The 19,159-nt window shown below is 68.5% G+C and carries 21 protein-coding genes; 5 read left to right on the top strand and 16 right to left on the bottom strand.

The window, feature by feature from the left end:
* The 5 genes from RBR11_RS04620 to RBR11_RS04600 all read right to left on the bottom strand — a co-directional run bounded on the left by RBR11_RS04620 (nucleotide 1) and on the right by RBR11_RS04600 (nucleotide 4,065).
* A complete protein-coding gene (locus RBR11_RS04620; RefSeq protein ID WP_308488127.1) occupies nucleotides 1-288 on the bottom strand; it encodes a hypothetical protein in 288 nt (95 codons plus the stop codon).
* 7 nt (nucleotides 289-295) lie between these two features.
* A complete protein-coding gene (gene fliS / locus RBR11_RS04615; protein WP_308488126.1) occupies nucleotides 296-703 on the bottom strand; it encodes a flagellar export chaperone FliS in 408 nt (135 codons plus the stop codon).
* 39 nt (nucleotides 704-742) lie between these two features.
* Entirely contained in the window at nucleotides 743-2,116 is a 1,374-nt protein-coding gene (gene fliD, locus RBR11_RS04610; RefSeq protein ID WP_308488125.1) for a flagellar filament capping protein FliD, read from the bottom strand.
* Nucleotides 2,117-2,240: 124 nt separating this feature from the next.
* On the bottom strand, nucleotides 2,241-3,065 hold the full coding sequence (locus RBR11_RS04605) for a flagellin N-terminal helical domain-containing protein (protein ID WP_308488124.1): 825 nt from the start codon (nucleotides 3,063-3,065) through the stop codon (nucleotides 2,241-2,243).
* A 121-nt stretch (nucleotides 3,066-3,186) separates the two neighbouring features.
* Complete coding sequence (locus tag RBR11_RS04600) at nucleotides 3,187-4,065, bottom strand: sigma-70 family RNA polymerase sigma factor (RefSeq protein ID WP_308488123.1); 879 nt, start codon at nucleotides 4,063-4,065, stop codon at nucleotides 3,187-3,189.
* Nucleotides 4,066-4,400: 335 nt separating this feature from the next.
* Here RBR11_RS04600 and RBR11_RS18325 point away from each other — a divergent pair, with 335 nt between their 5' ends.
* A complete protein-coding gene (locus tag RBR11_RS18325; RefSeq protein WP_373889763.1) occupies nucleotides 4,401-4,619 on the top strand; it encodes a hypothetical protein in 219 nt (72 codons plus the stop codon).
* A gap of 99 nt (nucleotides 4,620-4,718) precedes the next feature.
* Here the strand turns inward: RBR11_RS18325 and RBR11_RS04590 are convergent, their stop codons facing one another.
* The gene (locus tag RBR11_RS04590) at nucleotides 4,719-5,513 is read right to left on the bottom strand and encodes a hypothetical protein (RefSeq protein WP_308488122.1); all 795 of its coding nucleotides are present in this window, start codon (nucleotides 5,511-5,513) and stop codon (nucleotides 4,719-4,721) included.
* Between the two features lie 489 nt (nucleotides 5,514-6,002).
* Here RBR11_RS04590 and RBR11_RS04585 point away from each other — a divergent pair, with 489 nt between their 5' ends.
* Nucleotides 6,003-8,147, top strand: a complete 2,145-nt coding sequence (locus RBR11_RS04585) for a hypothetical protein (protein ID WP_308488121.1) — start codon at nucleotides 6,003-6,005, stop codon at nucleotides 8,145-8,147.
* A gap of 94 nt (nucleotides 8,148-8,241) precedes the next feature.
* Entirely contained in the window at nucleotides 8,242-8,388 is a 147-nt protein-coding gene (locus RBR11_RS04580; RefSeq protein WP_308488120.1) for a hypothetical protein, read from the top strand.
* Nucleotides 8,389-8,493: 105 nt separating this feature from the next.
* On the opposite strand, the gene RBR11_RS04575 is transcribed toward RBR11_RS04580, so the two are convergent.
* From RBR11_RS04575 to RBR11_RS04535, 9 genes are all read right to left on the bottom strand, one after another.
* A complete protein-coding gene (locus RBR11_RS04575; RefSeq protein ID WP_308488119.1) occupies nucleotides 8,494-9,618 on the bottom strand; it encodes an ImmA/IrrE family metallo-endopeptidase in 1,125 nt (374 codons plus the stop codon).
* On the bottom strand, nucleotides 9,611-10,294 hold the full coding sequence (locus tag RBR11_RS04570) for an amidohydrolase family protein (protein ID WP_308488118.1): 684 nt from the start codon (nucleotides 10,292-10,294) through the stop codon (nucleotides 9,611-9,613). The genes RBR11_RS04575 and RBR11_RS04570 overlap by 8 nt, the downstream gene beginning before the upstream one ends.
* A 450-nt stretch (nucleotides 10,295-10,744) precedes the next feature.
* Nucleotides 10,745-11,650, bottom strand: coding sequence for a bifunctional DNA-formamidopyrimidine glycosylase/DNA-(apurinic or apyrimidinic site) lyase (gene mutM / locus RBR11_RS04565; RefSeq protein WP_308488117.1), 906 nt, complete (start codon nucleotides 11,648-11,650; stop codon nucleotides 10,745-10,747).
* Between the two features lie 24 nt (nucleotides 11,651-11,674).
* A complete protein-coding gene (rnc, locus tag RBR11_RS04560; RefSeq protein ID WP_308488116.1) occupies nucleotides 11,675-12,391 on the bottom strand; it encodes a ribonuclease III in 717 nt (238 codons plus the stop codon).
* 14 nt (nucleotides 12,392-12,405) lie between these two features.
* On the bottom strand, nucleotides 12,406-12,615 hold the full coding sequence (gene rpmF / locus RBR11_RS04555) for a 50S ribosomal protein L32 (protein WP_308488115.1): 210 nt from the start codon (nucleotides 12,613-12,615) through the stop codon (nucleotides 12,406-12,408).
* Between the two features lie 32 nt (nucleotides 12,616-12,647).
* A complete protein-coding gene (locus tag RBR11_RS04550; protein ID WP_308488301.1) occupies nucleotides 12,648-13,115 on the bottom strand; it encodes a YceD family protein in 468 nt (155 codons plus the stop codon).
* A 136-nt stretch (nucleotides 13,116-13,251) separates the two neighbouring features.
* The gene (gene coaD, locus RBR11_RS04545; RefSeq protein ID WP_308488114.1) at nucleotides 13,252-13,749 is read right to left on the bottom strand and encodes a pantetheine-phosphate adenylyltransferase; all 498 of its coding nucleotides are present in this window, start codon (nucleotides 13,747-13,749) and stop codon (nucleotides 13,252-13,254) included.
* 71 nt (nucleotides 13,750-13,820) lie between these two features.
* Nucleotides 13,821-16,001, bottom strand: a complete 2,181-nt coding sequence (locus tag RBR11_RS04540) for an ATP-dependent DNA helicase RecG (protein ID WP_308488113.1) — start codon at nucleotides 15,999-16,001, stop codon at nucleotides 13,821-13,823.
* Between the two features lie 71 nt (nucleotides 16,002-16,072).
* Nucleotides 16,073-16,840 carry an alpha/beta fold hydrolase gene (locus tag RBR11_RS04535; protein ID WP_308488300.1) on the bottom strand — a complete coding sequence of 256 codons (768 nt, stop codon included), beginning with the start codon at nucleotides 16,838-16,840 and terminating at the stop codon, nucleotides 16,073-16,075.
* Between the two features lie 111 nt (nucleotides 16,841-16,951).
* Here RBR11_RS04535 and rsmD point away from each other — a divergent pair, with 111 nt between their 5' ends.
* Nucleotides 16,952-17,521: a 16S rRNA (guanine(966)-N(2))-methyltransferase RsmD gene (rsmD, locus tag RBR11_RS04530; protein ID WP_308488112.1), complete on the top strand. Its 570-nt coding sequence runs from the start codon at nucleotides 16,952-16,954 to the stop codon at nucleotides 17,519-17,521.
* Nucleotides 17,522-17,528: 7 nt separating this feature from the next.
* Here the strand turns inward: rsmD and thiL are convergent, their stop codons facing one another.
* Complete coding sequence (thiL, locus tag RBR11_RS04525; RefSeq protein WP_308488111.1) at nucleotides 17,529-18,563, bottom strand: thiamine-phosphate kinase; 1,035 nt, start codon at nucleotides 18,561-18,563, stop codon at nucleotides 17,529-17,531.
* 23 nt (nucleotides 18,564-18,586) lie between these two features.
* Here thiL and RBR11_RS04520 point away from each other — a divergent pair, with 23 nt between their 5' ends.
* A complete protein-coding gene (locus RBR11_RS04520; RefSeq protein WP_308488110.1) occupies nucleotides 18,587-19,120 on the top strand; it encodes a DUF3515 family protein in 534 nt (177 codons plus the stop codon).
* Nucleotides 19,121-19,159 lie beyond the last annotated feature (39 nt).

Here is a 19,159-nt window from a genome sequence, read left to right as displayed (position 1 = left end):
TCAGCCTTCGACGTCGAGATAGGCCGGGGTGTCCGCGGGCGCCGAAGGCACGCGCCGGAGCGCGGCCAGCTCCCGGGCCGTGGCGGCCCGGGACACGACGAGTGCGTCGATCGTCAGCCGCTGCCGCGCGAGGACGGCCCGCGCGCGCTCCACCAGCTCCGCGGGCGGGGGTCCGGGCGGCGGTTCGAAGGCCGGCTCGACGTCTGCTCCGGCCTCCGCGTCGGCGGCGTCGAGCGCCCGTTCGAACCGGTCGAGCACGGCCAGCCAGGCGGCGAGGTCGTCGGGCACGGCCGGCTCAGGCGAACGCGGGCGCGGCCGCGGGGCTCGGTGTCAGCGCGGCCGCGGCCTCGTGCCACGCCTCGCGCAGGGGCTCGACGATCTCGCGGCATTCGGCGGCGGCGGCGCGATCCCGCGTCACGTTCGCGACGATCAGTCGGCCAGTCAGGTACGTGTACAGGGCGCGCAAATCCTCCGCCCCGTCCCAGACGTCCGTGAGGGATCCGCTCAGCTCGGCGACGATGCTCTGCGCGTGCGTGAGATGCGATCCCGCGCCGACCGGGTCACCGCCGTCCTGGGCGGCGACGGCGCGATCGATGTCCACGAGCAGCCGGTCGTAGAGCATCGTCACGAGGCGCGCCGGGGAGGCCGACGCGACCTGCTGCTCGAGGTACTGCTGCCTGGCGCGTTCGAGAGAGGTGGTCATCGGGCTGAGCTCCTGTTCGGGTGCGGGAGGACGGGCGGATCAGGACGAGGACGACGGCGTGGGCGGCGCGAAGGCGGCGAGCTGCGAGCCGAGCCAGGAGGACTGCGACTGCAGCGCGGACAGCTTGACCTCCAGCTGCGAGTACGTGCGCTCGAGGTTGGCGCGGCGCTGGTCGAGACGGATGTCCCAGCTCTTGACCTGATCCTGCAGGCCCTGCACCTCGGCCTGCTGGCCGGTGATGCGCTGGGTGAGCATGCCGTCGTATTTGTCGGAGTAGCGGGAGGTGGTGTCCTGGACGCGACCCGCGATCCGGGAGAACATCGACTGCACGGCCTCGGGATCGTCGGCCAGCGCCTTGGCGAACTTGTCGCCGTCGAACTGCAGCACGCCCTTCTCGGTGATCGAGATCCCGATCGTCGACGGCGAGATGCCGTCCACGGGCGCCTGGACCGCGTCGGCGAGGTCGCCGCGCAGCGCCCGGACGGTGCTGTCGCCGGTGAACACGCCGAGCGTTGTCGCCTCCCCCGGCTTGCCGATCGTGGCCGTGGAGCCGTTGTCGATCCGGGTGAGCAGGCCGGCGATCCCCGTGACGAAGGCCTGGGCCGATGCGGTCCGGGTCTTGGCGTCCGTGGCCACCGTGATGGTGACGGGGTCCGCGCTCACCTGGGAGACGGTGACATCGATGCCGTTCGCCACGGTGATGGTGTTGCTCGCACTGGTCAGCGTCTGCTGCGCGGCGGTGCCTGCGAACAGGCGGATGCTCGCGTCGGCGCCCTGGGCGATCACCGCGGCCCCGGCCTCGGTGGAGAGGTCGACCGCGGTGCCCGCGGCGACGTCCGCGGCCGAGCCGCGGTCGAGCGTGAACCGGTTCGCGGCGCCCGTCTTGTCCGCGGTCAGCTGGATGCGGGAGAGCGGCGTGCCGTCGGCGGCGGTGCCCGCGGGCACGACGGTGGCCGTGACGCCGGACTTCGAGGCGTTGACCGCCTTCGCCAGATCCTCCGCGCTGGATCCGAGCGGGGTGATCTCCTTCTGGGTGCCGTCCGCGGCCACCAGGGTGAATGTGCCTCCCCAGGAGGTCGCGCCGCCGGCGGCGGTGACGACGGAGTGCGCGCGGGCGACGGCGTCGACGACGATGCTCGTGGAGAACGCGCTGGCCTTCTCGCTCGCCGTGACGGTGACGCTCGCCGCGGAGGAACTCGGCGTGAACGCGGCGAGCGAGGTCGCGGCGCTGGCCGTCGTGGCCTTGTCGAACAGGGACTGCAACGAGGTGTTCAGGGACTGCAGATTGCCGATGACGGTGTTGCGGTCGGTGATCTTCGCCGTCAGCTGCGACTGCGGGATCGCCTGCACCTTCATCAGGGAGTCGATCAGGTCCGCTGTCTTCAGGCCAGAGACGAGGCCGTCGATCTTCATCTTCCGATGCCTTCCGTGGTGAAGGGGTCGTGTCGTCCGACAGGGTCGTGTGGTCTGCGAGGAAGGTGCTCGAGCGGGGTGCGGGACCCCGCTCGAGCACCGGATGCGTCCCCGGCGCGGTCGATCAGCGGAGCAGCTGGAGCACGCCCTGGCCGGACTGGTTGGCCTGAGCCAGCATCGCCGTACCCGCCTGCTGCAGGATGTTCTTCGCCGTGTACTTGACCATCTCGGAGGCCATGTCCGTGTCCGAGATGCGGCTCTTCGCGGCCGACAGGTTCTCCGCGGAGACCTGCAGCGAGTTGATCGTCGACTCGAAGCGGTTCTGCGCCGCGCCGAGGCCGGCGCGAGCCGTCGAGACGTTCGTGATCTGCGTGTCGATCGCCGCGATCGTGGTGAGCGAGTTCGCGGCGGTGTCGACGGTCAGGCCCTTCACCGTCGCACCCAGTCCGGAGAAGTCGGTCAGGGTGACGCCGATCTGGTCCTCGGCGGCGGTGGAGCCCGCGCCGACCTGGAACGTCAGGGTGTTGTTGCTGTTGAGCAGCTTGATCCCGTTGAAGTACGTGCCGGCGGCCACGCGGGTGAGCTCGTCGCCGAGGGAGTCGATCTCCGTCTTGATGGCCGAACGCGAGCTGGCGTTGTTGGAGTCGTTGCCCGCCTGCACCGCGAGGTCGCGGACGCGCTGCAGGATCGAGTGCACCTCGGTCAGGGAGCCTTCCGCGGTCTGGATGACCGAGATGCCGTCCTGGGCGTTGCGCGCGGCCACGTTCAGGCCGTTGACCTGCGAGCGCAGGCCCTCGGAGATGGCGAGGCCGGCGGCGTCGTCCGCCGCCCGGTTGATCCGCAGTCCGCTCGAGAGCTTCTCGAGGGACTTCGAGCCCTCGAGCTGGTTGTGCGCGAGGTTCCGGTACGCGTTGAGTGCACCGATGTTGGTTGCGATCTGAAGACCCATGAATATCCTCCGTGGTTCGGGGTCGGACGCAGGCCCTTCCGTGGACCTGCACTACCGACATTCGCGACCGTGCGGCGCCCGCGTAACCGTGCGCCGGGAGGATTTCTGCGCGGGTCCCGCGTCAGACGACGATCGCGAGATCGCCTGCGCGCGCGGCGGGGCGAGAGGGGCGTTCGGCGGAGCGCTGGGCGGCCGGTCCGAAGAGCGCGTCGAAGAACTCGGTCTTCGCCTTCGTCGAACGATCCACGGAGGCGCCCGTCTCCCAGGCCTCCATCGCCTCGCGCATGAGGGTGAGCGCGATCCGACGCATCTTCGACACGTAGGCGTGGCTCACGTCGAGCTCGGCGGCGATGTCCTTGACCATCCGGTCCTCGAGGTAGATTCCGCGCACGATCTGCCGCATCGTGGCGGGGAGGGCTTCGATCACGCGGATCAGCATCGCCCGGCTCTCGGAGCGCTCCACGGCGTGCTCGGGAAGAATCACGCTGTCGGTGAAGTCCGGCGCCTGCCGGCCGTCGTCGGCCTCGAAATGCGCCTCGAAGCTGGTCGCGGTGCGCACCATCTCGTCGAGCTGCAGCATCTGCGCGACGGCGTCGGCCCCCAGTCCCGACTCCTTGGCCAGCTCCGCCACGGTCGCGGCGCGTCCGGTCCGGGCGAGGACGGCATCCGCAGCGACGCGGATCCGCTCGATCTTCGCGCGACCGCGCTCCCCCGCCGGATCCGCCGCGCGCATCTCGTCGAGCATCGCCCAGGTGATCTGCGTGCGCGCGTAGGCCCCGAACGGGATCCCGCGCGACGGGTCGTACGCCATCGCGGCGCGCGCGAGCCCGAGCCGGGCCGCCGACATCAGCTCGTCCAGATCGACGTGCTCGGCGGTCCTGGCCTTCTCGATCGCCAGGAACTTCGCCAGGGGCAGATTCTCGCGCGCCAGCTCGGCAGGTGTCTTGTGATCCCCTGAAAGTGCCTCAGGACCAGAAGAAACAGGGGGAAGACTCGACAATGTGACTCCCTGACAAGAAAGGCGCGTATACGAGCAAAAAAGTAGCACAGAATCGGTGAACCTGAGATAAACCTGTGAAAATCGAGTGCATCCGCTAGACGGCTCTGCCAGCGCCCTCGAAGAGCCCGTATGAGCACCCTCGTCGGCCTCGTGAAGCGTGTGCAGCGCCGATCTCGAGCGCTCGCCGGGCGCCACGGCGCTGGCCGGTCAGCGTGCGAACGATGCCCGGTACATCATCAACAAGTACGGCACCCCTTTCGCCGTGAGCACTCCTGCGGAGAGATCCGGCGACCCTGCAGTGGGTCGCCGGGATCCTGCGCGAGGAGCGCGGCATCGTGATCGCGAGCCCCGCGGCAAACGTCTTCTACGCCTCCGGGTTGGCGATCAACGTGATGTACACGATCGCCGACGCCGGCAAGCGCGCGGCCGGATTCAAGCTGTCGCTCGGCGTGGAGATCCCGGAGGAGCTAGCCGCGTTCACGTTCGCACGGCAGCGCTCGAAGCTCGCCGGGGAGATCCGCGGCTCATACTTCGTCATCAAGGGAACGCACTGACGACGATCCCCGCACGGCTGAGACCTCCGTCATGAGCGCCGGCGGTGCTCCGCCGAGGAGGCCCTGACCGTCGTCCCCCCACCCGCCGGTCGATGCGGCCTACCGCCGTTCAATGCGAACGGTACGGGGTGCAGCGATGGCGGCACGCGTGGCAACACCGTCCGCGCGGATCGCGCCGATCATCGCACCCTGCATGGTGGCATTGATGATCCCGTTCATCTGAGCTACCCGAGTGGCGCGCTGCTGCTCGACCAGCTGGGCCGATGCGGCATCGCGGAGATACTGCTCGTGCTGGTCGGTGAGCAGCCGGTTCACGGCCTCTTGCACCGTCGATGCCCGGTGATCATGCACGATCTGCCAGCATGCCGCGACGTCGGCAGAACTGAGGTACTTCTCGGGGAACCAACCAGCGTAACCGTCGCTGTACTCCCTGCGCGCCTGGACAAGTTGCCGATCGATGGGGTGGATCTCAGGAGCGGTAAGTTCACCGATTCTCACGGCGGCCTGCTGGTTGCTCTGCTCGATTCGAGCGTTCATCGCCGGCACCCGACGGTTCCGTACGGGGACAATCACGCCCGCGGCGATCAAGGCCAGCGGGAACGGCAGCAGGAAGAGCACAATGCCCACGAGTACGGAAGCAACCGTGTCACTCGGGGTCGTGGCCGAGTACACGATACTTCCCACGACCGGAGTCAGCGCGGTGAGGGCGACCGTGCCGATGAGCACCCAGAGCCAGTACATGCCGGCGCGCCACTTCTTCTTGTATGGCTGGTAGAGGTACGCGTGCCGCTGATAGACCGCTTCCTTCTGCTCACTAAGGCTCTCGAACCTCGTCAGCAGATGGTAAAGGCCGCCGAGATGTTGTTCGAGTTGAAACCGCGCGTCGTTGTCCATGAAATCTCAATTCCGTGCTGCGTTGGAGGTGACCGTGTGGAGACGAGACCCTGACGGCTCTTGTATGGATCGGGCCTCACGCTAGCAGGATTCAGGCAATTCAAAATACCGAAATATCACCACGCGCCCACGGGGAGGCTTGACATAGACGTCCCCACCCTGGGCGGTGAATTCCCCCAAACGCGCATCCTGGAGAAGCGTTGGAGATGTGGTACTCGGCGGCTAGCATGGCGCATCGACAACCTCGGGCTCAACGCTTCCCATGTTCCGGAGCCGCATGACTGACATCGCAAGTCAATTGCCGTTCAACCCGAACCGGCGGGAATCCAGCGCGAGCTTGAAATGGCTCTCTGCTGCGTCGATCTCGCGCGTCGGAGTCCCGGGATCGAACACTCCCAGCAACCAAGGGCTGATCTCTTCCCGCCGGAGCTTCGTAAGTACTCGTCGATGCCGCGGCCCGTCGTGCCTCGTCCGCGATATCGTGAGTTCATGACGGACGTTCGGCTTGAGTTGGCTCTTCGACAGCTTGGACCGGAGGACTGGTCAGCATTTGAGAAGTTCGCTGCTGAGTTTCTCGTCGTAGACTACCCTTCGCTCCGGACCATGGCTTCGATGGCGGGCGACAAGGGCAGGGACGGACAGCTCTATCAGCCGAACGAAGAGCAGAATACGTTCATCCAGTATTCGGTCACGGAGGGCTGGTCTTCCAAGATCACAGGGACGATCGCCACTTTGACGAAGAACTTCGGCGGCTCGTTTCGTTTAATCTACGCAACAAATCAGAAGATCGGCCCAGACTCTGACAAGCTCGTCGCCGAACAGCGCAAGGCGGGCTTTGAAGTAGACATCCGAGACCGATCGTGGTTCGTGGAACGCGCCCACACGCATGCGCAGCGAACGATCGCGAGCGACGACCTAGCACGTCGGTTCGTTGACCCTCTTCTCGCCAGTGCCGGACTCGCCCCCCGTGTGGCACGCCCGCTTGGTCCGGCCGAGGCGCGCGTAGCACTTGTCCACCTCGCCCTCGAGAGCGTGGACCGTCGCGATAATCAAGGCATCACACGCAGCGCGTTTGAGGCACTCGTCCGTTCCGTCATGCACGACACGAACGCCCAAGTAACGATGACCTTCGACGAGATTGTCACACAGACTATGGCCCTAGTTCCTGCGGGTGATCCTGTCCAAGTGGAGGCGCAGGTGCGGGGTGCACTGACGCGACTTTCCAAGAAGGGCCCTATTAAGCACATACGCTCCAGAGACGTGTACCAGTTGTCCTTTCCGGAGCAAGAACGCGTCCGTGAACAGTCCGCGGCAGTGCTGTCCTCAGAACAAGATCTTCTGGACGAGTTGAAGGCAAGAATCAGTGCGCTGGAAGGAATCGATGAATCGAGCATTGCCGCGGCAGCGTTTGACCTCCGCATTGCCATGGACACTTGGTTGCTTCGCCGAGGAGAGGCGTTCGCTTCGGCGGTACTCACCGGCGATGTGAACGACTTCGATCCGCGGACACTCGAGTCGCTACTCTCGCCGATCGAGGGCGGCCCCTCTGCCGACGCACTGATCGCGATCGTCGGCGAGATTCTTGAGGCTCCTAGTGCAGCTGCTCGCGCGTACCTGAGCAATCTCGCCTCAGCGTACACACTGTTCTCATTTCTCCGCCAAACCCCCGATGTTCAGAAGGCGATGCTCGCCGTGTTCCAAGGAGGAAAGATCTGGCTGGACACGAACGTGATCCTGCCGCTACTCGCGGAACGCTTGGAAGAAAACGCCAGCCAGCGCTATTTCACGTCGTTGATCCGGGCAGCACGTGACGCCGGGACCTTGCTGTACGTAACGGATGGAGTCATCGAGGAGCTGCTCACGCACATCTCCAGGTCGTTGAACTGTGCACGCACGATCCCTTCCTCGTGGGAAGGCACGGTTCCGTACCTCTTCGGAATGTACGCCGCCAGTGGGCGAGGCAGAAGCCAGATGGTCGAGTGGCTCGAGACGTTCCGTGGGGACACGTATCAAGAGGACGATCTCGCGCAGTACCTTCAGGAAGAGCACGGCATCGTCGTTCAGGATCTTGAGGCCATCGCAAACGAGGCCCCACCAGAACTTCGAGCGGCGATGCAAGAGTTTTGGGTCAAGACGCACGAGGAGCGTCGGAAGCAACGCGGGCAAGAGATCGATCAGGGTCTCGTGTTGCGACTCGCTGGTCACGACGTGACTAGTTCAATCGGTGTGAGTCAGCTGAGAGGAAAAGCCTCGGTTGGCCCTATGGGCTTCGAGCATTGGTGGCTCACTCTGGATCGGGCAGCATTTCGGATGTCCTCTTGGCTACGTGATCAGCTTGGTGAGGACGCTGCCCCCAAGTCACCCGCCCTAAACCCTGACTTCCTTGTCGAGCTTCTCCGGCTGCGGCAGGTGCGCTCTTCCGTCGAGCGGGATCTGCAAGTCCCGCTCCCCACCATGGCGGACTACATGCGATTCGCTGTGATCCCGATCAGCGTCGTCGAGGTCGCTGATAAGGAAAGAGCCGCTCTGGTTGGTCTTGACGAGCGAGTAATCCAACGGCGTGTGCGCCAAAAGGTCGACGAAATTCGCTGGGAGCGCGGAACAGTTCTAATCGACACCGCCTATGACCGCTAGGTTCGACGCGGCCGGGGCCGCCCAAAGTCGAATGGATCGAGCCAGATCTCCGCGGCGCGGCTTCTGCTCCGAGAAGATCATTGGGGAGTACTAGATGACGATGAGCCTGCGCGACTTCTTGGAGGACCATCCGGTGAACCGCGCCACGGTAGATGCGCACAAGAAGCACCTACTGGGGTCTGTCGAGCAATTCCGTGGCGTGGATTCCATCACCGGTTCCCCTGCGGAACCGGTTGGTTGACGCACCACTCGCCACCCGCAGATACTCGAGCCACTCCGGCGAGATCAGCTGCGCCGGGGAGCTATTTTTCCGAGCTCAAGCCTGCTCCTCGTCGGTCGCCACGCCTCAACCCTCGTCGCCCACGAGGCGCAGCACCGGGCGCTGATCAGGCTCGCCTAGCAGGTCGCGGACCTGTGCCGGAGCCAGCCGCAGGATCTCAGCGAGCGCGGGCACCGTCGCCCCCTGCTCAGCGGCGAGCCCCGCCGCCTTGCGCAGCAACGTCGGCATCTCCCCCGGGTAGGCACTCGTCGGGTCCGCTGACGGATCGTCGACCATGGCGAGGCGCTGATAGGCGCGCCGCGCCGAGGAGTCGGTGGTCCGGCCGCGCTCCACCATCCGCCGGATGAGCGAGTGTAGCGACACGCCCCAGGTCCGCCCGAGACGATCGAGGGCCGCGAGGTCGAGCCGCTGCGGCAGAGCCGCGTCCATCGACGCCGCCGGGGTAAGGAACGCCGCCGCGAACTCATCGGCCTCGCGCTCGACGGCGGTGCTCTGCTCCGCTGACTCGGCGTGCAGCAGCAGGTGGCCGATCTCGTGGGCGATCGAGAACCTGTGCCGGAACACGTTCTCGCTGCGGCGCGGCGTCGTGACCACGATCGGTCGGTCAACGATCACAGACGAGAACGCGTCCACCGCATCGATCTCCCCCAGCGGACGCACGACGACCACGATCCCCCGCGACTCCGCGGTGGCGACCAAGTGCCGCACCGGCCCGTCAGGAATCGCCCAGTGCCGACGCAGCGTCGCCGCCGCTTCGCCCGGGCTCGTCCCGGCCGGCAGCTTCGGAAGCTCCGCCTCGGGGAGCTTGACGTACCGCTCGAGCGCGAAGGTCAGCTCCCACACCAGCGTCGCGGTCGAGAGCGCTCGCTGGCGGTCGCCGACTCGCGCCGAGCGCAGGCTGCGGAAATGCGCGTGCACAGTATCGATGCGCGCGAGCGGCCTGCCCACGCTGAAGAACCCGGGACGCACCTTCAACGTGGTCGCCATCCGTTCGACCACATCGGCACGAGGAGAGTTCACCCCTGCCTCGTACTGACCGATCGCCGCAGCGGAGACCCCGACCGCAGCCGCGAGCTCCGTCTTGCTCAGACTCTGGCGCACGCGAGCCTGGGTCAGCCGTGCCGGCTCGAATCGCCCCTGGCCATCCGACGGGCCTGGAAGATCGAACAGTCCAGGGTGCTTTTCACGCATCCGACGTCCGGTCCTGGACCTGCAGTTCCAGCGACGGCACGACCGGGGTGCCGCTGTCGAACGACTCGACGTCGTCAGCTGCGGATGCTGCCACGAACTCGGGCTTCCAGATCGTCTCCTCGCAGTGCAGATGGACGGCGCCGCCGGTATACTCCGCAACAGCCCAGTCGATCGCATTCAGCGAACGAGGTGTCGAATGGACCATCACGAGAACGACAGGCATGAACTCGCCCGCAGCCAGAATCATGCGCTCGAGCTCATCCTGTTCGCTGGCGTTTCGGGTCTCCCCGCCGCCCTCGATGAAGCTCTGCCCGAACATCTCGACCGGCCGCCGTGCGAAGAACCCACTCATCCGGGTCTTGCTCGTCGCGAAGCCACTCTCCACGTCTGCTGCCGCCGGCACCCGCCATGCGAAGACCAGCCCGCCGTTGACGATCGGAAGCCGATAGCCAGCCGGAACAAGCCTGTGCGCCTGAAATCCGCGGTCCTTGAACGCTTCGTACGTGTCTTCCAGCAGATCCCGCCACTGCCCACCAAAGCCGAACGTGTAACGAGTCGCCGCTGCCTCGTGGGCGTCTGCCGCCAGAGCGTGGCGCGCCTGCACGACCTCGATGACGAGATCCCGTGCGTCGGCGGCATGAGCGCCAAGCGCTTCGAAGGGAGAACTCGGGACCATCGCGACCTCTTGAAGTCAGAGCCGGAGAGCAGAGTCACCCACCGGAATGACTTTAGTCTGACACGGGATACGCGCACGAATGCTTCAGTTGCTCCCTCAGCGTGTCGGATCGCCTGCTTGGACTTCGCCCCCGCGCGGTAACACGACCCGACTCGGTGCATGCAGAACATCGAACTGCACAAGATCCCCTTGATACGACTGAGCCACTGGCCTCTATGAATGGATCGATGCACTAGTCGGACTTGAACGCGATCCAGCGCGCCCAGCACCCTGACGCTTGGACAGTAAGCGTTCCGAACTCGACGAATCTGTCATCCTTCTACACAGCAACTCACGTTGATGTGGCGAAACGTGTCCAGGTGCGTCCCACCGCTCGACCCCAAGAAGATGGGTGATTTGGAGGGGAATGACACTCAGTCTGCGACAGCCAATTCCGCCAATAGCAGCAGATCAGAGGCTATATTTACGAAGGCGCTGGCACCTCGGGCAGAAGTGCGAGGAGCGGTTCATGAACGCGTCGCGGCGGATCGGGCCGCCGCAACGGGCGCAGGGCAGACCCGTGCGGCCGTAGGCGTTCAGCGAGTGCGCGAAGTAGCCGGCCTCGCCGTTCACGTTGACGTACTGCGCGTCGAAGCTCGTGCCACCCTCGGCCAGAGCCTTGTTCAGCACGGCGCGCACCTCTGCGAGCAGGCGGTTCACGGCCACGGTGGAGAGGGCCGAGGCGGGCGTCTCGGGGTGGATCCGCGCGGCCCACAGGGACTCGTCGGCATAGATGTTGCCGACCCCGCTGATCAGGGTCTGATCGAGCAGAACACGCTTGATCGCGCTCGAGCGGGTGCGCAGGGCGTCGCGCAGCACCCGGTCCTGGAACGCCTCGTCCATCGGGTCCCGGGCGATGTGCGCGACCTGCGACGGGATCAGCGCCTCGCTGCTCCCCCACCCCGCGGCCCGTCCGTCCGCGGTCGGCAGCAGGTCGTCGACGGCGAGGGATCCGAAGGTGCGCTGGTCGGCGAACACCACCGCGAGCTCGCCGTGCTGCGGGTGCTCGACGAAGATCCGGATCCGCTCGTGCCGCTCCGCCTCCGCGTCCGGGCGGCGCAGCAGCAGCTGACCGGACATGCCGAGGTGCCCGACGATCGCGGACGGCCGGTCCGCGAGCGGCATCCAGAGGAACTTCCCGCGGCGGGCGACGGTGGCCACGTCGGCGCCCTCGAGGCGTGCCACGAAGTCGGCGGCGCCCGCGGCGTGCCGTGTGAGCGCGCGCTCGTCGTGCACCGCGACGGAGACGATCCGCGCTCCGGTCATCGCCGGCGCGAGACCCGCCCGGACGACCTCGACCTCGGGAAGCTCAGGCATGACGGGACTCGGACAGTACGGCGCTCAAGCGCGGTCGCTCAGGACGTGCCAGGCTGCGAGGGCCGCGGCCATCTCCGCGGTCTTCTTGCTCGTGCCGGTGCCCGTGGTCGCCAGATCGCCGGTCGTCACGGTCGCCGTGAACCGGCGGTCGTGGTCCGGGCCGGTCGAGACGACCTCGTACACCGGGGCGCTCAGCTCGAGGCGCGCGGCGAGCTCCTGCAGGGCCGTCTTCGGATCCATCGCCGCGCCGTAGCGCTCGGGGTCGGCGAGCAGAGGCTCGATCAACCGCAGCACGAGCCCGGTCGCCGCGCTGGGACCGGCGGACAGGAAGGTCGCACCGAACACGGCCTCCATGGTGTCCGCGAGGATCGAGTCCTTGTCGCGGCCACCGGTACGCTCCTCGCCCCGGCCGAGCAGGATGTGCTGGCCGAGCCCGATGCCCCGGGCGACCTCGGCGAGGGCGACCGTGGAGACCACGCTCGCGCGCCGCTTCGCCAGGGATCCCTCGTCCAGGTCGGGCAGGGTCGTGTAGAGCATGACGGTCACGGCCTGACCGAGCACGGAGTCGCCGAGGAACTCGAGGCGCTCGTTGTGCGGGATCCCGCCGTTCTCGTACGCGTAGGAACGGTGCGTCAGCGCAAGCTGAAGCAGCTCGGGGTCGATGTCGACTCCGAGCTGCTCAGAAAGAGGGCGAGAGTGTTCCCTGGACCCGTCGGAGGACGAGGTGGGGACTTCTGCCATGATCGACGGATCGATCAGACGTCGGCGACCTTGCGGCCCTTGTACTCGAGGAACAGCTCGGTGCCCTGCGAGTCGGTGACGACCTTCGCCTGGTGCGGGCGGCTGTAGACGACCTTGCCGTTCTCGATGGTCTTGACGAGGGTGGGGACCTCCGCCTTCCACTGCGCGCGGCGCGAGCGGGTGTTGGAACGGGAGACCTTGCGCTTCGGGGGGTTACCGGCCATGGTTGCTTACCTTCTGTGTTCTGGGCGCGCAGCTATTCCGCTGCGTTCCCTTGGTCTGTGATCTGCTGGAGCGCAGCCCATCGAGGATCGACAGGAGCGACCTGCTCTTTCCCGGCGCTTCCGGTCAGCCGCTCACCGGTCTCGGGGTCGAGTCCAGGGCAATCCGGCTGACACACCGGCTGAAACGGGAGCGACAGTACAACCGCATCCCTGACCAGAGTTTCAAGATCCACGTGGTCGTCTTGAACCTCGAAGTCGTTCGCTTCCTCTCCAGGATAGGCGAAAAGCTCCTGAAACTCGACTTCGACAGGCTCTTCGATCGGATTCAGGCACCGGCCGCACTCTCCGCGGTAGGTGGAATCGACCTCTCCCGTGACCAGGATGCCCTCGTGCACGGACTCGAGGCGGACGCGGATGTCGAGCTCCTCGCCCTCATCCACGGACACGAGTCCCTCGCCCCAGCGCTCCTTCAGCGGGATCGTGAGCTCGTGTTCGCGCATCTCGCCGGGTCGGCGGACGATGTCGCGCACGGGCAGCACGAACGGTCCATTGAGTCGGGTTTTCACCGATCCAGTCTACGGGGACCGAGCTGGACGCGGGCCGAGGCGCTTCGAGAGCCTCAGCGACCGAATCTCGTCAGAGTCCGCGCGCGCCGGTGTCGAGGAAACGGGCCACCGCGGGCGGAACGAACGCGGAGACATCGCCGCCGAGTGAGGCGACCTGGCGCACGAGCGAGCTCGAGACGAGCGCGTGCGCGGGGTCGGGCAGCAGGAACACGGTCTCGATATCGGCGAGGTGACGGTTGACGATCGCCATCGGCGACTCGTACGCGACGTCCACCTGGGAGCGGATCCCCTTGACCAGCACGCCGGCGTTCACGTCGCGCGCGTAGTCGACGAGGAGGCCCATGCTCCACGAGCCGACGATGACCTTGCCCGCGACACCGGCGGCGGCGATCGACTCCTCGAGCAGGGTGAGGCGCTGCGCGACCGGCAGCATCGCCTGCTTGTCGGGGTTGTGCACGACGAGCACATGCAGCTCGTCGTAGAGCCGCGCGGCGCGCTGGATGACATCCAGGTGGCCGAGAGTCGGCGGGTCGAAGGAACCGGGGACGACGGCGATCCGACTGCTCATGCGATCAGCCTATCGGCGCGGATCGATGTGTGCGCTGTGCCGGCCCGGCACGGCTGGTCGCGGCGAGCCGGTCAGTTCTTGGCGAGCGCGGCGCGGTCCTCGATGCTGAGCCGGCGGGCGATGGCCTCGCGCAGCCCCTCGTGCGCGTCGAGGGCGGGATCCGCCTCGATGATCTCCTCCGCGAGCTGGCGTGCCCGGGTGATGAGATCCGCGTCCTTGATCACCCGCAGGAGCTTCAGCGACGATCGCACCCCGGACTGCCGGGCGCCGAGCACGTCTCCCTCGCCGCGCAGCTCCAGGTCGACCTCGGCCAGTGCGAAACCGTCCTGGGTCGCGGCGACCGCGTCCACCCGATCCCGGGCCGGGGTGCCCTGCTCGGCCTCGGTGACCAGCAGGCAGAGCCCCGGTACGCCGCCGCGGCCGATGCGGCCGCGCAGCTGATGCAGCTGGGAGACGCCGAACCGGTCGGCCTCGAGCACGATCATGGTGGACGCGTTCGGCACGTCGACGCCGACCTCGATCACCGTTGTCGCGACGAGCAGGTCGATGTCGCCGCGGGCGAAGGACTGCATGATCGCGTCCTTCTCGTCGGAGGCCATCCTGCCGTGCAGGCCCGCGATGCGGAGGGATCCGAGCGTCGGGTGCGTCGACAGCGCGGCGAGAAGCTGCACCACGCCCCAGCGCGGTCCCTTGGCCTCCTCGCCCTCCTCGTCCTCGAAGCGCTCCTGATCCGCCTCGGCGGTGTCCTTCTCGGTGTCGATCGCCGCGCACACCGCGAACACCTGACGCCCCAGCGCGATCTCCTCGGCGGCGCGCTCCCACACCCGGGTGAACCAGCCGGGGTGGTCGGCGAGCGGGGCGACGAAGGTCTGGATCCCGGCGCGACCGGACGGCATGCTGCGGATGACCGAGGTGTCCAGGTCGCCGAACACGGTCATCGCGACGGTCCGCGGGATCGGGGTCGCCGTCAGCACGAGGGCATGAGGGCTCGTGCCCTTGGCGCGCAGGGCCTCGCGCTGCTCGACGCCGAACCGGTGCTGCTCGTCGACGACGACGAGCCCGAGGTCGGCGAACGTGGTCTTCTCCCCCAGCAGCGCATGCGTGCCGACGACGATGAGCGCCTGCCCGGCGGCGACGCGCAGCGCGGCCTTGCGCCGCTCCGGGGCGGACATCTGCCCGGTGAGCAGCGTCGGCATCACCTCGGGGGCGAGCTGCGGCCCGAGCATCCGCGCGATCGAGCGGAGGTGCTGCCCGGCGAGCACCTCGGTCGGGGCGATCAGGGCCGCCTGCCCCCCGGACTCGGCGACCTGCAGCATCGCCCGCAGCGCGACCAGGGTCTTGCCGGATCCGACCTCGCCCTGCACGAGCCGGTTCATCGGCGCGCCGGAGACGAGGTCGGCGGCGATGGTCTCCCCGACCGCCTCCTGGTCGGGGGTGAGCGTGAACGGCAGCGCGGCGTCGAAGCGTTCGAGCAGCCCGCCGGGCTTCGCCGGACGGGCCGTCGCGTCGAGCATCCGCACGAGCCGGCGCTGCTGCACGAGCGCGGTCTGCAGGGTGAGCGCCTCGTGCATCCGCAGCGTGCGGATCGCCGGGCCGATCTCGTCCTTCGTCCGCGGCCGGTGCACCTGCTCGATCGCGGCCCGCGCCTCGAGCAGGTGCTCCTCCGCGCGCACGGCGTCCGGGAGCGGCTCGGGGACCGGGCCGAGGTCGTCGAGCACGGTGCCGACCATCTTCTCGATCTGCCAGGTGGTCAGAGCGGCGGTGGCCGGGTAGATCGGCAGCGGCGTGGTGACGAGCGTGTCGGCCTGGGTGCGTGCCTGCAGCTCGTCGTCGAACATCTCGTACTGCGGGTGCGCGAACTGCGTGACGCCGCGGTACAGGCCGACCTTGCCGGTGAACACGCCGCGCCGGCCGACCCGCAGCTCCTTCTCGCGCCACTCCAGCTGGCCGCGGAACTTCGCGAAGAACGTCAGCACCATGCGCCCGATCCCGTCGCCGATGTCGACCGTCATCATGGCGCCCCGGCGGTTCTTCATGTCCCGGACGCTGACCGACATGACCTCCGCCACGATCGTGACGGTCTCCCCCTGCGGCAGGTCGAGGATGGGCGTCAGCTCACCGCGGTTCGCGTAGCGGCGGGGATAGTGCGACAGCAGGTCGGTCACCGACTCCATGCCGAACGCCTTCGCCAGTGTCTTCGCGTTGGCGTCGCCGACCGCGACGGCCAGCGGCGTTTCGAGGCGGAGCGGCATGCTCCGAGTCTAGGCCGGGCCGCCGACGTCCCCGGCGGGCTGTGGACGGGCCGGACGGTGCCTGGCCGGGGTCAGCCGCGGAGGAACTCCAGCGCGGCGGCCCGGAACGCGGAGGATCCCGGACAGTTGAAGTGGTGCCGCCCGGGGATCTCCACGAACGTGCCCTGCGGTGCCGCCGCGGCCAGCGTGCGGGATCCCTCGATCACCGCGTCGTCGGATCCGGTCGCGAACAGGATCGGCTGCCCCGGCGCGTTCGAGGGATCCGGGTCGATCGTGCGCGAGGAGCGCATGCCGAGCGCGAGCGCGAGCAGCGCCTCCAGGTCGTTGCCCGGCACCCGCTCGGTGAGCGCGATGTAGTTCCGGGTCGCGGGGTCGGTCACGGGCGTGCCGTCGTCGATGTACCGGCGCACCTGGTCGACGTCGAGCCGTGCGAGCGGGGTGCCGTCCGGGACGCCGCCGAGCACGGCGCGCGGGATCCGGTCCTCGAGGTCGCGGAGCACCTCCCAGCCGATCCGGGCGCCGAGGGAGTAGCCGACGTAGAACGCGTCCTCGACGAGGTAGGTGTCCAGGACCTGCTCGATGTCCTCGGTGAGCAGCCGCACCGCGTACTCGGCGGGGTCGTGCGGCTTCTCGCTCGCCCCGTGCCCGCGCTGGTCGACGCCGAGCACGTGGAAGCCCTCGCGCTCGAGCATCCGCGCCCACCCGGTGAGCACCCAGGTGTCGCGCGTGCTGGACGCGAAACCGTGCACGATGAGGACGGTCGGCGCGTCCGGATCGCCCCACGAGTACGTGGCGAGCCCGTATCCGGCGCCCACCTCCACGGTCTGCGGGGTCGGCATGCTGGTCAGTTCGGTGAGCGAGAACGGCACAGGTCCATCATGCTCCTGTCCTGGCGGGACCGGGGCGCTCACGTCGCACGATGACGCCCGACACGGCCATAAGGTGATCGGGTGACGAGAATCATCGCGGGTGGCGCCGGCGGGACGCGCCTGGACGTGCCGGGGCAGGGCACGCGCCCCACGAGCGACCGCGTCCGCGAGTCGCTGTTCGCGACCCTGGAGTCCATGGACGCGATCGCCGGCGCCCGCGTGCTCGACCTGTACGCCGGATCTGGGGCGCTGGGCCTGGAGGCGGTCAGCCGCGGCGCGCGCAGCGCCGACCTCGTCGAACGCGCCCGGCCGGCCGCGGCGATCGTGCGGCGCAACGCGCAGGCCGTCGCGAAGGCGCTCGGCGGCGCGATCGCCGCCCGCGTGCACGAGAGCGCGGTGCACGCGATGCTCTCGCGCGCGTCCGGACCGTTCGATCTCGTGTTCACCGATCCGCCGTACGACCTGTCCGATGCCGACATGACCGCGGACCTCGTCGCGCTCACGCCGCTGCTCTCCCCCGACGCGGTCGTCGTGATCGAGCGGGCCCGGCGCTCGACGCCCCCGGATCTCGCGGCCGCGGGCCTGGAGCTCATCCGGGAGAAGGCGTACGGCGACACCGCGCTGTGGTGGGCGGAGCCCGCACGGGTCTGACCGGCGCTCAGCGGGCGTCGGCGCCCGCGTCGCGGTAGGGGTCCCAGCCGAGCGGGCCGACCGGCTCGCCGTCGCAGGTGACGGGCGCGTCGGGGATCCGCGGCACGACGGATCCGATCCGCCGGAACCCCGGGGGCAGGTCGCCGGGCGGGAAGGTCGCGAGCAGCGCGTGGTCCTCGCCGCCGGCCAGCGCGCGGTGCGGGTGCGCTCCGAGCGCGGCGCGGTCCAGCGCGATCGTCACGCCGGACGCGTCCGCCATCCGGCCGGCGTCGAGGGCGAGCCCGTCCGAGACGTCCATCATCGCGGTGGCGCCGAAGATCGCCGCAACAGGGCCGAGGCCGATCGGCGGCACCGGGCGCAGCTGCGCCGAGATCGCGTCGGCCTCGCCCTCGTCGAGCACGGCCGGGTCGACCGGGATCGCGACGCCTTCGGGGTGGAAGCGCCGGAACAGGACCGACAGCCCGTGCGCGGCACGCCCCATCTCGCCCGCGAGCGCCACGTCGTCGCCCTCGCGCGCGCCGGAGCGGGTGATCGCCGCGCGCCCCTCGAGGTCCCCGAGGGCGGTCACCGCGATCATCAGGGTCGCCGACACGGTCAGGTCGCCGCCCACGACCGCGCAGCCGGGGGCGAGCGCGTCGCAGGCGTCGCGGAAGCCGTCGGCGAGGGCCGCGACGAAGGACAGCCGTCGGTCCTTGGGCACGGCCAGCGCGACGAGCAGGGCGGTCGGGCGGGCGCCCATCGCGGCGATGTCGGCGAGGTTCACCGCCGCGGCCTTCCAACCGAGGTCGTACCCGCCGGACCAGGCGGCGCGGAAATCGGGGCCCTCCACGAGCGTGTCGGTCGTGGCGACGACGGATGCCGACGGAGCGGCGACCACGGCGGCGTCGTCCCCGGGGCCGAGCAGCGAGAAGACGCCGTCCGGGGTGCGGGTCAGGATCGTGCGCAGCACGCGTCCCTCGGAGACCTCACCGATGTGCGGGTCGTCCTCCGGCACCGTCTGGGGGCGCGGGTGCGCGGATCCGGCAGCTGAGAAGTCGACCATGCTCTCAACGGTAGCCTGGAGGGATGCCCCGCCGTCTCCCCGTCGCCTCCGCCGTCGTCCTCCTGGCGGGCGTGCTGGCCGGTTCTCTGGCGGGGTGCAGCTCGACCGTGCACCTGGATCCGGCGGACGACGCGAACAGCCCACGCTGCGCCGAGGTCTCCGTGCGGCTGCAGAACGTACCGTCGATCGACGGGCACGACCGCCGCTGGACCGACGCCCAGGCCACGGCCGCGTGGGGCGACCCGTCCGTCGTGCTGCTCACCTGCGGACTGCCCGAGGCCGAGCCGACGAGCAGGCTGCAGTGCATCACCCTGCAGGGCATCGATTGGCTCGTCGACGACTCGCAGAGCCCCTATCTGCGGCTCACCACCTACGGCCGCAAGCCCGCCGTGCAGCTGTACATCGACAGCAAGCCCGGCCGGGGCGTGAGCGCGAACGACGTGATCGGCAACAAGAGCCTCGCGGCGGCGATCGCGACCATCCCCGCCGACCACGCCTGCACGGCCCGTCCCGGGGCGGACGCGACGCCCGCGCCTGCGCCGAGCCCGACGAAATAGGGCCGGCCCGGCGAACCGGGGCCGGCCCGCAGACGGCCC

Source organism: Microbacterium capsulatum (genome assembly GCF_030865425.1).
GTDB classification, from domain to species: domain Bacteria; phylum Actinomycetota; class Actinomycetes; order Actinomycetales; family Microbacteriaceae; genus Microbacterium; species Microbacterium capsulatum.
Note: the sequence above shows the minus strand (reverse complement) of the source record. Positions and strands in the feature narration are given on the sequence as shown.

What these genes read in the sequence shown, in the direction of transcription:
- fliS (WP_308488126.1), bottom strand. Translation starts at nt 703, where the DNA reads ATGACCACCTCTCTCGAACGCGCCAGGCAGCAGTACCTCGAGCAGCAG.
- fliD (WP_308488125.1), bottom strand. Translation starts at nt 2,116, where the DNA reads ATGAAGATCGACGGCCTCGTCTCTGGCCTGAAGACAGCGGACCTGATC.
- RBR11_RS04605 (WP_308488124.1), bottom strand. Translation starts at nt 3,065, where the DNA reads ATGGGTCTTCAGATCGCAACCAACATCGGTGCACTCAACGCGTACCGG.
- RBR11_RS04590 (WP_308488122.1), bottom strand. Translation starts at nt 5,513, where the DNA reads ATGGACAACGACGCGCGGTTTCAACTCGAACAACATCTCGGCGGCCTT.
- RBR11_RS04585 (WP_308488121.1), top strand. Translation starts at nt 6,003, where the DNA reads ATGACGGACGTTCGGCTTGAGTTGGCTCTTCGACAGCTTGGACCGGAG.
- RBR11_RS04580 (WP_308488120.1), top strand. Translation starts at nt 8,242, where the DNA reads ATGACGATGAGCCTGCGCGACTTCTTGGAGGACCATCCGGTGAACCGC.
- RBR11_RS04575 (WP_308488119.1), bottom strand. Translation starts at nt 9,618, where the DNA reads ATGCGTGAAAAGCACCCTGGACTGTTCGATCTTCCAGGCCCGTCGGAT.
- RBR11_RS04570 (WP_308488118.1), bottom strand. Translation starts at nt 10,294, where the DNA reads ATGGTCCCGAGTTCTCCCTTCGAAGCGCTTGGCGCTCATGCCGCCGAC.
- mutM (WP_308488117.1), bottom strand. Translation starts at nt 11,650, where the DNA reads ATGCCTGAGCTTCCCGAGGTCGAGGTCGTCCGGGCGGGTCTCGCGCCG.
- rnc (WP_308488116.1), bottom strand. Translation starts at nt 12,391, where the DNA reads ATGGCAGAAGTCCCCACCTCGTCCTCCGACGGGTCCAGGGAACACTCT.
- rpmF (WP_308488115.1), bottom strand. Translation starts at nt 12,615, where the DNA reads ATGGCCGGTAACCCCCCGAAGCGCAAGGTCTCCCGTTCCAACACCCGC.
- RBR11_RS04550 (WP_308488301.1), bottom strand. Translation starts at nt 13,115, where the DNA reads ATGCGCGAACACGAGCTCACGATCCCGCTGAAGGAGCGCTGGGGCGAG.
- coaD (WP_308488114.1), bottom strand. Translation starts at nt 13,749, where the DNA reads ATGAGCAGTCGGATCGCCGTCGTCCCCGGTTCCTTCGACCCGCCGACT.
- RBR11_RS04540 (WP_308488113.1), bottom strand. Translation starts at nt 16,001, where the DNA reads ATGCCGCTCCGCCTCGAAACGCCGCTGGCCGTCGCGGTCGGCGACGCC.
- RBR11_RS04535 (WP_308488300.1), bottom strand. Translation starts at nt 16,840, where the DNA reads ATGCCGACCCCGCAGACCGTGGAGGTGGGCGCCGGATACGGGCTCGCC.
- thiL (WP_308488111.1), bottom strand. Translation starts at nt 18,563, where the DNA reads ATGGTCGACTTCTCAGCTGCCGGATCCGCGCACCCGCGCCCCCAGACG.
- RBR11_RS04520 (WP_308488110.1), top strand. Translation starts at nt 18,587, where the DNA reads ATGCCCCGCCGTCTCCCCGTCGCCTCCGCCGTCGTCCTCCTGGCGGGC.